Origin of the sequence: Acidovorax sacchari (genome assembly GCF_042847045.1) — a bacterium.
GTDB lineage: Bacteria > Pseudomonadota > Gammaproteobacteria > Burkholderiales > Burkholderiaceae_C > Paracidovorax > Paracidovorax sacchari.
In genome coordinates, this window is sequence record NZ_AP035783.1 from 3,217,742 (window position 1) to 3,232,895 (window position 15,154).

10 protein-coding genes are annotated in these 15,154 nt (G+C 68.3%); 2 read left to right on the plus strand and 8 right to left on the minus strand.

The genetic code is table 11. The annotated features are described in order from the left end of the window. Position 1: 1 nt before the first annotated feature. The 7 genes from ACGHC0_RS14380 to scpA all read right to left on the minus strand — a co-directional run bounded on the left by ACGHC0_RS14380 (position 2) and on the right by scpA (position 8,838). Positions 2-820: a YdcF family protein gene (locus ACGHC0_RS14380; protein WP_415265934.1), complete on the minus strand. Its 819-nt coding sequence runs from the start codon at positions 818-820 to the stop codon at positions 2-4. Beyond that, positions 817-2,865, minus strand: coding sequence for an acetyl-CoA carboxylase biotin carboxylase subunit (gene accC / locus ACGHC0_RS14385; RefSeq protein WP_415265935.1), 2,049 nt, complete (start codon positions 2,863-2,865; stop codon positions 817-819). Before accC ends, ACGHC0_RS14380 begins: the two co-directional genes overlap by 4 nt. 54 nt (positions 2,866-2,919) lie before the next feature. Further along, entirely contained in the window at positions 2,920-3,459 is a 540-nt protein-coding gene (locus ACGHC0_RS14390; RefSeq protein ID WP_368351630.1) for an NYN domain-containing protein, read from the minus strand. 55 nt (positions 3,460-3,514) lie between these two features. Further along, positions 3,515-5,047: an acyl-CoA carboxylase subunit beta gene (locus tag ACGHC0_RS14395; RefSeq protein WP_415265936.1), complete on the minus strand. Its 1,533-nt coding sequence runs from the start codon at positions 5,045-5,047 to the stop codon at positions 3,515-3,517. Positions 5,048-5,120: 73 nt separating this feature from the next. Further along, positions 5,121-6,143 carry a methylmalonyl Co-A mutase-associated GTPase MeaB gene (gene meaB / locus ACGHC0_RS14400; protein ID WP_415265937.1) on the minus strand — a complete coding sequence of 341 codons (1,023 nt, stop codon included), beginning with the start codon at positions 6,141-6,143 and terminating at the stop codon, positions 5,121-5,123. Next, positions 6,140-6,568, minus strand: coding sequence for a GNAT family N-acetyltransferase (locus ACGHC0_RS14405; RefSeq protein ID WP_415268420.1), 429 nt, complete (start codon positions 6,566-6,568; stop codon positions 6,140-6,142). Before ACGHC0_RS14405 ends, meaB begins: the two co-directional genes overlap by 4 nt. 101 nt (positions 6,569-6,669) lie before the next feature. Next, positions 6,670-8,838: a methylmalonyl-CoA mutase gene (gene scpA, locus ACGHC0_RS14410; RefSeq protein WP_368351632.1), complete on the minus strand. Its 2,169-nt coding sequence runs from the start codon at positions 8,836-8,838 to the stop codon at positions 6,670-6,672. A 140-nt stretch (positions 8,839-8,978) separates the two neighbouring features. Between scpA and ACGHC0_RS14415 the strand changes: the two genes are divergently transcribed. Together ACGHC0_RS14415 and ACGHC0_RS14420 are read left to right on the plus strand one after the other, a co-directional pair. Then, positions 8,979-9,614 carry a GntR family transcriptional regulator gene (locus tag ACGHC0_RS14415; RefSeq protein ID WP_368351633.1) on the plus strand — a complete coding sequence of 212 codons (636 nt, stop codon included), beginning with the start codon at positions 8,979-8,981 and terminating at the stop codon, positions 9,612-9,614. Positions 9,615-9,833: 219 nt separating this feature from the next. Next, on the plus strand, positions 9,834-11,972 hold the full coding sequence (locus ACGHC0_RS14420) for a bifunctional diguanylate cyclase/phosphodiesterase (RefSeq protein WP_415265938.1): 2,139 nt from the start codon (positions 9,834-9,836) through the stop codon (positions 11,970-11,972). A 24-nt stretch (positions 11,973-11,996) separates the two neighbouring features. On the opposite strand, the gene ACGHC0_RS14425 is transcribed toward ACGHC0_RS14420, so the two are convergent. Next, positions 11,997-15,152 carry a CusA/CzcA family heavy metal efflux RND transporter gene (locus ACGHC0_RS14425; protein ID WP_415265939.1) on the minus strand — a complete coding sequence of 1,052 codons (3,156 nt, stop codon included), beginning with the start codon at positions 15,150-15,152 and terminating at the stop codon, positions 11,997-11,999. Positions 15,153-15,154 lie beyond the last annotated feature (2 nt).

Sequence of the window (15,154 nt, forward strand, 5' to 3'; positions counted from 1 at the left end):
TTCAGATCTCGCGCAGCGCCCAGCTGCTGAGCATGGCGAAGTATTCGCGCAGCCAGGCGTTGTAGCGCGTGGTGATCGGCGTCGGGGCACCGACCGGCACCACGACGGCGAGCCCCTGGCGGCGCGCGATGCGCGTGGCACGCATGAGGTGGAAGTCGCTCGTGACGACGGCCGTGGGCGCTGTCGCGTCCACCCCGCGCGCCTGCAGCAGCGGACGGCTGAGCGCGATGTTCAGCTCCGTGCTGGTGCTCTCGCGCTCCTGAACGATCCGGCCCGGCGCGATGCCGTGGCGCTCGCGCAGGTAGCGGGCCATGATCGCGGCCTCGCTCTCGGTCTCGCCCAGGTCGATGCCGCCGCACACGGCGACGAGCGCCTGCGGCTGCCGGCGCGCCAGCTCGGCGGCCGTGTCCAGGCGGGCGGCCAGCGTGGGCCGCGGCTGCCCGTCCAGCGTGCCGGCGCCCAGCACCACGATCGCCTGCACGGGTGGCACCTCGGCCGGCGGCACGCCGTAGCCGCGCAGCCAGGCCCAGAACCACGCCACCGACACCATCCACAGGCCGACCGCGCACCAGGCCATGCGCCACGCCAGCGTGCGGCCCCGGTGCCCGCGGCGCCAGCGGGCCGCCTGCTCCCAGCGCAGCGCCAGCACCAGCAGCGCGCCGCCGCAGACCGCCGGCAGCGCCACGCCCAGGTTGAACTGGCGCAGCGCCATGAGCCACAGGCCATCGGCGAGCAGCACCGCGCCGGCCAGCGCCAGCGGCAGGCGCGCCCCGGGCAGGCGCCATCGCGCCCCCGCGGCGGCGGACGTCGCCGTCCTCACTGGAACTCGAGGATGACGTCGTCCACGGCGAGCGAAGCGCCCCGGGTGGCCACCACCTTGCCGACCACGCCATCCTGCGCAGCGAACAGGATGTTCTCCATCTTCATGGCCTCGATCACCGCCAGCTTCTCGCCCGCCTGCACTTTCTGGCCCTCCTGCACCGCCACGTCCACCAGCAGGCCGGGCATGGGCGAGAGCAGGAAGCGCGACAGGTCCGGCGGCGCCTTGTAGGGCATGAGCCGGTGCAGCCGCGCGCCGAGCGGCGACAGCACCATGGCCTCGATCTGGGTGCCGTTGTGCGCGATGCGCAGCGACAGCGGGTTCTTCCCCGCGCCCCGCTCCACCTGGGCGGTGAAGCCCACGCCGTTGCACTGGCCCTGCACGCGGATCTGGCCCAGCGTGGCGGCGCTGCCGATCTGGTAGTCCTTGCCGCCCACGCGCACGCTGCTGCCGCCGGACGGATCCTGGAAGTCGGTCACCGACACCTCGTGGTGCACGTGCTCGCCCCCGGCCCCCAGCACCACCACCACGAACTGCTCGCCCACCTTCACCTCGTGCCCCGACAGCTGGCCGCTGATGCCGCTGGCGCGCGCGCGGTAGCGGCGGTGCATGTAGGCGGCCAGCGCCACCAGGAAGAGCGGATCGTCGTGCGGCACGTCCTCGGCATGGAAGCCCTGGCCGTAGTGCTCCGCGATGAAGCCCGTGTTGAACTGCCCGGACACGAACTTCGGATGCGCCAGCAGCGCCGCCTGGAACGGGATGTTGCTGCTGATGCCGCGGATCACGAAGCCGTTGAGCGCCGCGCGCATCTTGTGGATCGCGTCCTCCCGGTCCGTGCCGTGCACGATGAGCTTGGCGATCATCGAGTCGTAGAACATCGGGATCTCGCCGCCTTCATAGACGCCCGTGTCCACGCGCACGCCCAGCTTCTTCTCGGTATCGGCCTGGAACATGCTCTCCAGCGGCGGCTGGAAGCGCACCAGCCGCCCGGTGGAGGGCAGGAAGTTGCGGAACGGGTCTTCGGCATTGATGCGGCATTCGATGGCCCAGCCGTCGCGCTTCACGTCCTCCTGCGCCAGGGGCAGCGCCTCGCCGGCCGCCACGCGGATCATCAGTTCCACCAGGTCCAGCCCCGTGATGCACTCCGTCACCGGATGCTCCACCTGCAGGCGGGTGTTCATTTCCAGGAAGTAGAAGTCCTGGTCCTTGCCGACCACGAACTCCACCGTGCCGGCGCTCTGGTACTTCACGGCCTTCGCCAGCGCCACGGCCTGCTCGCCCATGGCCTTGCGCGTCGCATCGCTGATGAAGGGCGATGGCGCCTCCTCGATCACCTTCTGGTGGCGGCGCTGGATCGAGCATTCGCGCTCGTTCAGGTAGATCACGTTGCCGTGCGCGTCGCCCAGCACCTGGATCTCGATGTGGCGCGGCTGCTGCACGAACTTCTCGATGAAGATGCGGTCGTCGCCGAAGCTGTTGCGGGCCTCGTTCTGGCAGGCGGTGAAGCCTTCGAGCGCCTCCTTGTCGTTGTAGGCCACGCGCAGGCCCTTGCCGCCGCCGCCGGCCGAGGCCTTGATCATCACCGGGTAGCCGATGTCGCGCGCGATCTCCACCGCGCGTTCGGCCGACTCGATGGCGTCGTTCCAGCCCGGGATGGTGTTGACCTTCGCCTCGTTGGCGAGCTTCTTGGACGCGATCTTGTCGCCCATCGCCGCGATCGAATGCGCCTTCGGGCCGATGAAGGCGATGCCTTCGTCCTCGCAGCGCTGCGCGAAGGCCTCGTTCTCCGACAGGAAGCCATAGCCCGGGTGGATCGCCTGCGCGCCCGTCTGCTTCGCGGCCGCGATGATGCGGTCCGCCAGCAGGTAGGACTCGCGCGAAGGCGCAGCGCCGATGTGCACGGCCTCGTCGGCCAGCCGCACATGGCGGGCGTCCTTGTCGGCATCGGAATACACGGCCACCGTGGCGATGCCCATGCGGCGGGCGGTGGCGATGACGCGGCAGGCGATCTCGCCGCGGTTGGCAATGAGGATTTTGGTGAACATGGTGCGTCGAAAATGGGGTTGTGGGCGGGCGTTGTGGACGTGCAGGTCAGGCGTTCAGGCGGTGCGGTCGATGGCCGGGCTCATGTCTTCCATCCAGAGCACGTTGTCCGAATACGACTGCAGATCGGGCGACAGGCTGGTCGCGGAGCCCGACACCCACACTTCCTTGTGCAGTTCGGACTTCACGTAGGAGATCGCATCCTCGAAATCGCCGTCTCCCGCGGAAAGGATCAGACGGTCGTACACGTTCTGCGCGGCCAGCTTGATGATCAGCGTGGCGATGCCCACGTCCACACCCTTCTGGACCCACCGGTCGGACGAGTGGCCGCATGCCGCGCAGTTCATGTGCATCTTCTTCAGCTTGTAGAGCTGCACCCGGAACTTCGGCCCATGGGGAGGCGCGGTCTTGATCCACGAATGGAACGCGTTCTGCGCATCCGTGGCAGGGTCGCTCACGGAGTTCAGGTAGTAGCTCTCGCGGATCGGCCCGCCGTTCAGACGGGTGATCTCGTTCTTCAGCTTGAGGTAGTCGAAGGGCCTGCTCTTGCCGTAGTTGAAGAGGTAGGCACCATCGACGATCCAGACAGTCTTCATCGTGCTCCCGAGGGGTTCGTCCGAGCGGCCGTGCATGGCTTCGCGGTGCGGCGGCTCACAGCGGAATGTTGCCGTGCTTGCGCCACGGGTTTTCGATCTTCTTGTTCTGCAGCATCACCAGGCTGCGGCAGATGCGCTTTCGCGTCTCGTGCGGCAAGATCACGTCGTCGATGAAGCCCCGGCTGCCCGCCACGAAGGGGTTGGCGAAGCGGGCCTTGTACTCGGCCTCGCGCGCGGCCAGCTTGGCGGGGTCGTTCTTGTCCTCGCGGAAGATGATCTCCACGGCGCCCTTGGCGCCCATCACGGCGATCTCCGCGTTGGGCCAGGCCAGGTTCACGTCGCCGCGCAGGTGCTTGGAGGCCATCACGTCGTAGGCACCGCCATAGGCCTTGCGCGTGATCACGGTGATCTTGGGCACGGTGGCCTCGGCATACGCGTACAGCAGCTTGGCGCCGTGCTTGATGATGCCGCCGTATTCCTGGCTGGTGCCGGGCATGAAGCCGGGCACGTCCACGTAGGTCACGATGGGGATGTTGAAGGCATCGCAGAAGCGCACGAAGCGCGCGGCCTTGATGCTGGACTTGATGTCGAGGCAGCCCGCCAGCACCAGCGGCTGGTTCGCCACGATGCCCACCACCTGGCCGTCCATGCGGCCGAAGCCCACGACGATGTTGCGCGCATAGTCGGGCTGCAGTTCGAAAAAGTCGCCGTCGTCCACCGTCTTGGCGATCAGCTCCTTCATGTCGTAGGGCTTGTTGGGGTTCTCGGGCACCAGGGTGTCCAGGCCCAGGTCCTTGCGGTCGGCCGGGTCGGTGCTCCTGCGCACCGGGGGCTTCTCGCGGTTGTTGAGCGGCAGGTAGTTGTACAGGCGCCGCAGCATCATGAGCGCCTCCACGTCGTTCTCGAAAGCCATGTCGGCCACGCCGCTGCGCGTGGTGTGGGTGACGGCGCCGCCCAGTTCCTCCGCCGTGACCTCTTCGTGCGTCACGGTCTTCACCACCTCGGGCCCGGTGACGAACATGTAGCTCGAATCCTTCACCATGAAGATGAAGTCCGTCATGGCGGGCGAATAGACGGCGCCGCCCGCGCAGGGGCCCATCACCATGCTGATCTGCGGGATCACGCCCGAGGCCATCACGTTCTTCTGGAACACGTCCGCATAGCCGCCCAGGGACGCCACGCCTTCCTGGATGCGCGCGCCGCCCGAATCGTTCAGGCCGATCACCGGGGCGCCGACCTTCATGGCCTGGTCCATGATCTTGCAGATCTTCTCGGCATGCGCCTCCGACAGCGCGCCGCCGAACACGGTGAAGTCCTGGCTGAAGACGAAGACGAGGCGGCCGTTGATCATGCCGTAGCCCGTCACCACCCCGTCGCCGGGGATTTTCTGGTCCTGCATGCCGAAGTCGGTGCAGCGGTGCTCGACGAACATGTCCCATTCCTCGAAGGTGCCGTCGTCCAGCAGCAGCTCGATGCGCTCGCGCGCGGTGAGCTTGCCCTTCTTGTGCTGCGCCTCGATGCGCTTCGCGCCGCCGCCCTGGCGGGCCTGCTCGCGCTTTTTCTCCAGCTGTTCCAGGATGTCTTGCATGGTCTTCCTTCCAACGATCCGTGAGGTTGTCTGTGCGATGTCCGTGTGGCGCCCGCTGCCGGCGCGTGGCTGGTCAGGGGGGCGCGAAGCCGCCCGCCTGCAGCAGGCTGCGGGCCGCCGTCGATGCCGCGATGCGCCCGGCGAGCACGTCCTCGCGCAGGCCCGGCAGCATCGCCTGCACCTGCGGCTGCATGCGAAACGCCTGCTTCAGGCCGGCATCGATGCGCTCCCACATCCAGGCCTGCGCCTGCTGCCGGCGCCGCGCCGCGAGATGCCCGTTGGCCGACTGCACGCGCCGGTAGTCCTCCACCGCCGCCCAGAAGGCGTCCACGCCGCGGCCCTGCAGCGCGCTGATCTGCAGCACGCGCGGATGCCACAGCGCCGTGTCGTGCCGCGCATGCCCGGGGTGGCCGTGCTGGCCGAACAGCCGCAGGCTGGAGGTGATCTGCGCCTCTGCGCGCGTGGCGGCATGGGCATCGATGTCGGCCTTGTTGATCGCCACCAGGTCCGCGATCTCCATCACGCCCTTCTTGATGGCCTGCAGGTCGTCGCCGGCATTGGGCAGCTGCATCAGCACGAACATGTCCGTCATGCCCGCCACGGCGGTCTCGCTCTGGCCCACGCCCACCGTCTCCACGATCACGATGTCGTAGCCGGCCGCCTCGCAGACCAACATGGCCTCGCGCGTCTTCTCCGCCACGCCGCCCAGCGTGCCGCTGGACGGGCTCGGGCGGATGTAGGCCTGCTCGTGCACCGACAGGCGCTCCATGCGTGTCTTGTCCCCCAGGATGGAGCCGCCCGACACGCTGGAGGACGGGTCGATGGTCAGCACCGCCACGCGGTGGCCCTGCGCGATCAGGTGCAGGCCCAGCGCCTCGATGAAGGTGGACTTGCCCACGCCGGGCACGCCGCTCAGGCCCAGGCGGAAGGCCTTGCCGGTGTGCGGCAGCAGCGCGGTGAGCAGTGCGTCGCCCTGCGCGCGGTGGTCGGCGCGCGTGGATTCGAGCAGCGTGATGGCCTTGGCGATGGCACGGCGCTGCACGGGGCCGGCCGCGCCGGTGATGCCGGCCAGGAGGGGATGGGGGGGCGCATTCATGGCCGCGCTCCCGGCGCCGTGCCGTCCCACGACGGGCTCCAGCGGTACTCCAGGTCGAAAGGCTCCTCGGCCACCTGCCGGAAGCCGTGGCGCAGGTAGAAGCGGTTGGCGTCGCTGCCCTTGAGCGCGCACAGCGTCACGTCGCAGCCGCGCGCACGGGCCTGTGCCTGCACCCAGGCCATGGCCCAGCTGCCGGCGCCCGCGTTCTGCGCGCCCGGGCGCAGATAGAGATGGTGCAACCGCAGCGTGCCGTCGGCCGCGCGCGGCAGCAGCGTGAGGTAGCCGATGCGCTCGCCGTCCCGCACGATGTGGCGCATGCCTTCAGGCACGAAGGCATCGCGCAGCCGTTCCCGCACGCGCACCGGATCGAAGCGGCCCAGGCGCTCCAGGCTCTCGCGCAGGGCCTCGGCCCGCAGCTCGGCCATGGCGGCGAAGTCCCTTTCGGAGACGGCCTCCCAGCCCAGGCCGGAGAGTCCCGGTGGTGGTGAAGACGACGAGGCGACAGGCATCGCGGGCGCGCGCATCCTCAGGCGGCCACGGCCTTGCGGATCTGCTCCAGCACGTCTTTCGCGCTCGCCGGGATCGGCGTGCCCGGGCCGTAGATGCCCTTCACGCCCGAGTCGTAGAGGAAGTCGTAGTCCTGCTGCGGGATCACGCCGCCCACGAACACGATGATGTCGTCGGCGCCCTGGTCCTTGAGCGCCTGGATGATGGCGGGCACCAGCGTCTTGTGGCCGGCCGCGAGCGTGGAGACGCCCACGGCGTGCACGTCGTTCTCGATGGCCTGGCGAGCGCATTCCTCGGGCGTCTGGAAGAGCGGCCCCATGTCCACGTCGAACCCCAGGTCGGCGAAGGCCGTGGCCACCACCTTGGCGCCGCGGTCGTGGCCGTCCTGGCCCAACTTGGCGATCATCACGCGCGGGCGGCGGCCCTCGATTTCCGCGAAGGCGTCGATCTCGCCCTTGAGCTTTTCCCAGCCCTCGGCCGAATCGTAGGCGGCGGCATAGACACCGGTCACCTTCTGCGTGTCGGCACGGTGGCGCCCGAACACCTTCTCCAGCGCATCGCTCACCTCGCCCACCGTGGCGCGCAGGCGGATCGCCTGGATGGACAGCTCCAGCAGGTTGCCGGTGCCCGATTCCGCGGCCGCGGTCAGGGCGTCCAGCGCCTGCTGCACGGCGGCACCGTCGCGCGTGGCGCGGATGCGTTCGAGCCGCGCGATCTGGCCGTCGCGCACTTTCATGTTGTCGATCTGCAGGATGTCCACCGGGTCTTCCTTGGCCAGGCGGTACTTGTTCACGCCCACGATCACGTCCTTGCCGGAATCGATGCGCGCCTGCTTCTCCGCAGCGGCCGCCTCGATCTTGAGCTTGGCCCAGCCCGAATCCACCGCGGCGGTCATGCCGCCCATGGCCTCGACCTCCTCGATGATCTTCCAGGCGGCGTCGGCCATGTCCTGGGTGAGCTTTTCCATCATGTAGCTGCCGGCCCAGGGATCGATCACGTTGGTGATGTGCGTCTCTTCCTGGATGATGAGCTGCGTGTTGCGCGCGATGCGGGCCGAGAACTCGGTGGGCAGCGCGATGGCCTCGTCGAAACTGTTGGTGTGCAGGCTCTGCGTTCCGCCGAACACGGCCGCCATGGCCTCGATGGTGGTGCGCACCACGTTGTTGTAGGGGTCCTGCTCGGTGAGCGACCAGCCGGAAGTCTGGCAGTGCGTGCGCAGCATCAGGCTCTTGGGGTTCTTCGCGCCCGTGCCCTTCATGATGCGGCACCACAGCAGGCGCGCGGCGCGCATCTTGGCCACCTCCAGGTAGAAGTTCATGCCGATCGCCCAGAAGAACGACAGGCGCCCCGCGAACTCGTCCACGTCCAGCCCCGAGGCGATCGCAGTCTTCACGTACTCCTTGCCGTCGGCCAGCGTGAATGCCAGCTCCAGCGCCTGGTTGGCGCCCGCCTCCTGCATGTGGTAGCCGCTGATGGAGATGGAGTTGAACTTCGGCATGTTCCGCGCCGTGTAGCCGATGATGTCGCCGATGATGCGCATCGAAGGCTTGGGCGGGTAGATGTACGTGTTGCGGACCATGAACTCCTTGAGGATGTCGTTCTGGATGGTCCCGGAGAGCTGGTCCTGCCGCACGCCCTGCTCTTCCGCGGCGACCACGTAGCCGGCCAGCACGGGCAGCACGGCGCCGTTCATCGTCATGGAAACGCTCACCTTGTCGAGCGGAATGCCGTCGAAGAGGATCTTCATGTCCTCCACGCTGTCGATGGCCACGCCCGCCTTGCCCACGTCGCCGGTCACGCGCGGATGGTCGCTGTCGTAGCCGCGGTGGGTGGCGAGGTCGAACGCCACCGAGACGCCCTGCCCGCCTGCCGCCAGCGCCTTGCGGTAGAAAGCGTTCGACTCCTCCGCCGTGGAAAAGCCCGCGTATTGCCGGATCGTCCAGGGCCGCACCGCATACATGGTGGCCTGGGGACCGCGCACGTAGGGTTCGAAGCCCGGCAGGGTATTGGCGTGCGGCAGGCCCGCCACGTCCTCCGCCGTGTAGAGCGGCTTGACGGTGATCCCGTCCGGCGTGACCCAGTTCAGCGCGGAGACATCGCCGCCCGGTGCGGACTTGGCCGCCGCCTTCGCCCAGGCGGCGAGATCGGCGGGCTGGAATTCGGGCGGGGGCGTCTGGCTGCTGCTCATGGATGGCTCGCGTCGGGGTTTTGCTGGTCGATCGGAGGTTCCGCGCCGGCTTGTCTCCTGGCGTGCGCGGGAAGCAAGGGCTAGTCTAGCCGATTCCGTAATTATTAATTCATCATTTTTTTGACGTACCATTCCGCGCCATGTCCACCGCCTCGCTCACCCCGCGCGCCCTCTACGAAGAGGTGGCGGAGCAATTGCGCCAGCGCATCTTCCGGCGCGAGCTGCAGCCCGGCAGCTGGATCGACGAGCTGAAGATCGCCGAGGAATTCGGCATCAGCCGCACCCCGCTTCGCGAAGCGCTGAAGGTGCTCGCGGCCGAGGGGCTGGTGACGATGAAAGTGCGCCGGGGGGCCTATGTGACCGAAGTGTCGGACAAGGACCTGCGCGACGTCTATCACCTGCTGGCCCTGCTGGAGAGCGACGCCGCCCGCGTGGTCGCTCAAAGCGCCACCGATGCGCAGCTGCGCGAACTGGAGGCACTGCACGCCGAGCTGGCCGCCTGCGTGGACGACCGGGACCGCTTCTTCGGCGTGAACGAGCGGTTCCACATGCGGCTGCTCGAGCTGGCGGACAACCGCTGGCGCAACCAGATGGTCGCCGACCTGCGCAAGGTCATGAAACTCAACCGCCACAACTCCCTGCTGCGCCAGGGCCGCATCGAAGAGTCGCTGCGCGAGCACGCGGACATCCTGGGCGCCCTGCAGGCCCGGAACGGGGAACGCGCCGCGGCCGCGATGCTGGACCATTTCAGCCAGGGACTGCAGGCCGCGGCCTGACCAGTCCCTTCGCCCCCCGACCCATCCCACGCCCGTCCCCCAGGCCCGGCGGCTGACACGGACCTTGCCACGTCGCATGCATGCTGCGGCACGGGATATTGCGAGGGCGACTTGTCGCGGGGCGACGCTCACCGCATCATTGGGGCCAGAGAGCGAAAAAAAGCAGCACCGCCCAAGAAGGTCTGCGGCCATCATCGACACCTGGGAGGAGCATTGCGCATGCTGGAACTGGAGCGTTTCTTTCTTCTGGACGGGGCCGACGGGCTGCCCGCGGGCGCCCTGCTCACCGGCAGCCACGATCCCGCGCTCGTCGCCCTCTCGGTCGCTGTCGCGGTGCTGTCCTCCACCCTCGCGCTCTACCTCTCCGGCCAGACCCGCGGCGCCCAGATCACGTTGTCGCGCGTGCTCGCCCTCACCAGTGCCGGCGTGGCGCTCGGCGCGGGCATCTGGGCCATGCATTTCATCGGGATGCTGTCATTCACGCTGTGCGCCGCGGTGCATTACGACGTGGCGCTCACGATGTTGTCGATGTTTCCCGGAATGTGCGCCTCCTGGCTGGCGCTGTCGCTGCTGGCACGCCCCGAAGTGCGGCCGCGCCAGCTCGTGCTGGGCGGCGTGCTCGTGGGCGCCGGCATCGGCGCCATGCACTACATGGGCATGGCGGCCATGCGCATGGCCCCTCTGCTGCGGTACGACCCGCTGTGGTTCGCCGCCTCGCTGGTGGTGGCCGTGGCGCTGGCCAACGCGGCACTGTGGGTGCGCTTCATGCTCAAGCGCCGCCTCGGCATGGCGCCATGGAAGGCCAACCTGCTCGGCGGCGCCATCATGGGCTGCGCGATTTCGGGCATGCACTACACCGCCATGGCCGCGGCCCGCTTCGTCGGCACGGCCGAGCCGGGCGGCGGCGGGGGACGCGAGTGGGTGCAGATGATGGCGATCACCGTGACCCTGGTGACCGCCTGCGTGGGTCTGTTCGCCGGCGCGGTGAACGGATTCATCCTCTACCGCGATCTCTACCGCCAGGCGCGGCGCAGCGAATCGCGCCTGCGCGCGCTGGTGGACACGGCCGTGGACGGCATCATCACCATCGACGGGCGCGGCATCATCCAGAGCTTCAACCAGTCGGCCGAGCGCATCTTCGGCTGGACCGCCGGCGACGTGCTGGGCCGCAACATCCGCATGCTGATGCCCTCGCCCGACAGCGAAGCCCACGACGGCTACCTCCAGCGCTACCTGGCCACCGGCGAGGCCCGCATCATCGGCACCGGCCGGGAAGTGGTGGGCCTGCACCGCGATGGCAGCGCCCTGCCGCTGCGCCTGTCCATCGGCCGCGCCAACGCGCCGGACGGCCCCCTGTTCGTCGGCTTCCTGATCGACCTGCGTGGCGTGAAGGAGGCCGAAATGCGCCTGAGCATCGCCGCCAGCGTGTTCGAGCACAGCTACGAGGCCGTGCTGATCCTCGACTCGGACCACCACATCGTGGATGCCAACCCTGCGTTCGAGCGCATGACCGGCATCTGCCGGCAGGACCTGCTCGGCACCCCGGTCGAGCAGCTCTACCCCGGTTCGGAAGACCCCCCGGAGGACGGCGCCGCTGAAGACCGCGCCCTCGACCGGCCCCGCTTCGCGGCGATCTGGCGCACCATCCAGTCGCAGGGATACTGGCAGGGCGAGATCCTGGGGCGCGGCCTGGGCATCGCCATGCCGCAGCGCATCTCCATCGCCAGCGTGCTGGGCAAGGAAGGCTATCCGCACCACTACATCGTGGTCATCACCGACATCAGCCAGATCAAGGCGCACGAGCAGGAACTGCAGCACATCGCGCTCTACGACAGCCTCACGGGACTGCCCAACCGGCGCCTGCTGGCGGACCGCCTCGTGCAGGGCATCGCGCAGGCGCAGCGCAGGCACCAGCTGCTGGCCGTGTGCTATCTCGACCTGGACGGATTCAAGCGCGTCAACGACCAGCACGGCCACGCCGCCGGCGACCAGCTCCTCATCGAAGTCGGCCGGCGCATCCAGGCCCAGCTGCGCGCGGAGGACACCCTCGCCCGGCTGGGCGGCGACGAGATGGTCGTGCTCATCAACGGACTGCAGACCCCAGAGGACTGCACGCCCCTCATTGACCGCATCCTGCAGGCCGTGCGCCAGCCCGTGCCCCTGCCCAAGGGCCAGGGCTTCGTCTCGGCCAGCATGGGCCTGAGCTTCTACCCGATCGACGGCGACACGCCCGACCTGCTGCTGCGGCAGGCCGACCATGCGATGTACGAAGCCAAGCAGGACGGCAAGAACCACTGCCGGCGCTTCGGGAGGGACACCGCCGATGCGCCGGGTGGCGGCGGCGCCAGGGCCGATTGACGCGGGTGGGACCGCGTTGCCTCTTCAGTTCGCGGATTCCGGGCCACCGTTGGCGGGCATGCCGTCCCGGCGGTGCGCCATGCTGTAGATCAGCGGGAGCACCAGCAGCGTCAGGATGGTGGAAGACAGGATGCCGCCGATCACGACCGTCGCCAGCGGGCGCTGCACCTCCGACCCGGTCCCCGTGGCCACGGCCATGGGAATGAAGCCGAGCGATGCCACCATCGCCGTCATGAGCACCGGCCGCAGGCGCTGCACCGCGCCGGCACGTACCGCCTCGGGCAGCGGCATGCCCTCTTCGCGCAGCTGCCGGATGAACGACAGCATCACCAGGCCATTGAGCACCGCCACCCCGGACAGCGCGATGAACCCGATGCCCGCGGAGATGGACAACGGGATGTCGCGCAGCCAGAGCGCGAGGACCCCGCCCGTCAGCGCGAACGGTATCCCCGTGAACACCAGCAGACCGTCCTTCGCGTTGCCGAACATGGCGAACAACAGCACGAACACCAGGCCGAGCGATACCGGCACCACGATCTTCAGGCGGCTCGCCGCGGACTGCAGGTTCTCGAACTGGCCGCCCCATTCCACCCAGTAGCCGGAGGGCAGCGCGACCTGCCGGATCGCCGCCTGTGCCTCCGACACGAAGGAGCCGAGGTCCCGCGAGCGCACATTGGCGCTGACGACGATCCGGCGCTTGCCGTTTTCGCGGCTCACCTGGTTGGGCCCCGGCGCGATGTCCAGGGAAGCCACCTCGCCCAGCGGGATGAAAGACGTCGCGGCACTGCCGTTCCTGGGCAGGGCGATGGGCAGCCGGCGGATCGCCTCCAGGTCGGTCCGGACATCCTCCGGCAGGCGCACCAGGATGTCGAAGCGGCGGTCGCCTTCGAACATCGTGCCCGCGCGCCGGCCGCCCACGGCCGTCGCCGGGGTGCCCTGCACGTCCGCGATGTTCAGGCCATAGCGCGCGGCCCTGGCGCGGTCGATGCCCACCGTCAGGACGGGCAGGCCCGTGGTCTGCTCGACCTTCACCTCCGACGCGCCATCCAGCCTCGCGAGCACGGCCGCGGCTTCGGCCGCCGTCCTGTCCAGCACGTCCATGTCGTCGCCGAAGATCTTGACCGCGACGTCGCTGCGGATGCCGGAGATGAGTTCGTTGAAGCGCAGCTGGATGGGCTGCGAGAACTCGTAGCTGTTCCCGGCGATCTTCCCGACCTCCTCCTGGATGGCATCCCGCAGCTCCGCCGGGGTCTTGCGCGGCTCGGGCCAGTCGCTCACCGGGTTCAGCATGATGTAGCCGTCGGAAATGTTCGGCGGCATCGGATCCGAGGCGATCTCCGCAGTTCCCGTCCGCGCGAAGACACGCCGGACCTCGGGGAATTTCGCCTTCACGGCGACCTCGATCTTCTGCTGCATCGCGACCGATTCGCTGAGGCTGGTTCCCGGAATGCGGATGGCCTGGATCGCGAGGTCTCCTTCGCTGAGGTTGGGGGCGAACTCGGTGCCCAGGCGCGTCGCCATGAGCCCGCACAGGACGATGGCCGCCATGGCCGCCGTGAGCACCACCAGCTTCGCGCCGAGCGCCCGCTCCAGCAGCGGTTCATAGCGTCCGCGCAGCCAGGCCATCATCCGGTTTTCCTTTTCCGCGACATGCCTGCCGATGAAAAGCGCGACCGCGGCCGGAACGAAGGTCACCGACAGGATCATCGCGCCGAGCAGCGCCATCACGACGGTGAAGGCCATGGGATGGAACATCTTCCCTTCGACCCCCGTCAGCGCGAAGATCGGCAGATACACCACCATGATGATGAGCTGGCCGAAGATCAGCGGGCGCCGGGCTTCCCGGGCGGCCTCGAACACTTCGGCGAACCGCTCCTTCAAGGAGAGCGCCCGCCCCGATGCCTGCTGCACATGGGCCAGTCGCCGAACGCAGTTCTCCACGATCACCACAGCGCCGTCCACGATGATCCCGAAGTCCAGTGCTCCGAGGCTCATGAGGTTGGCGCTGACCTTCTGCGAGACCATCCCCGTGAAGGTGAAGAGCATTGCCAGTGGAATGACCATGGCGGTGATCAGCGCCGCGCGGATGTTTCCGAGGAATGCGAAGAGCACGGCGATCACCAGGATCGCGCCCTCAAGGAGGTTCTTTTTCACCGTGGCGATCGCCTTGTCCACGAGCACCGTGCGGTCATAGACCGTCACGGCCTTCACGCCCGCAGGCAGGGTCCGGTTGATTTCCTCCATCTTCCGGTCCACGGCCTGCGACACCGTGCGGCTGTTCTCTCCGATGAGCATGAACACCGTGCCGAGAACCACTTCCTTGCCATTGTCCGTGGCCGCTCCGGTGCGCAGCTCCCTGCCGACGATCACCTCGCCCACGTCGCCGATGCGGATGGGAACGCCCGCCACGTTGCTGACGACGATGTTTCCGACATCCTCGATGGTCCGCACCTGGCCGGGCGCCCGGATCAGGTACTGCTCGCCGCGGCGCTCGATGTAGCCGGCCCCCACGTTCTCGTTGTTGCGCTCCAGGGCCGTGACGACATCGGCGAGCGTCAGGCCATGGGCATGGAGCTTTTCAGGACTCGGCGCCACCTGGTACTCCTTGGCGAATCCTCCGATGCTGTTGATCTCGGTCACGCCCTTCACATTGCGCAGTTGCGGCTTGATGATCCAGTCCTGGACCTCTCGCAGATCGGTGGGCGTGTACGCCTTGCCGTCCGGGCGCCGTGCGCCCTCCTCGGCCTCCACGGTCCACAGGTAGATCTCGCCCAGGCCCGTCGAAATCGGTCCGATCACGGGTCCCACGCCTTCGGGCATCTGCTCGCGCACGGCCTGGATGCGTTCGTTGACCAGCTGGCGGGCGAAATAGATGTCCGTGCCGTCCTCGAAGATCACCGTGACTTGCGACAGCCCGTAGCGCGACAGGGACCGGGTCTGCTTCAGTCCCGGGAGCCCCGCCATCACCGTTTCGATCGGATAGGTGATCCGCTGCTCCGTCTCCAGCGGGGAGTAGCCGGGTGCCGCCGTGTTGATCTGCACCTGGACATTGGTGATGTCCGGCACCGCATCGATGGGCAGGCGCTGGTAGTTGTAGATGCCCAATGCGGCCATGCCCGCGACGGCGAGCATCACGAGCCAGCGATGGGCAATGGAGAAATGGATGATTCGCTCGAACATGG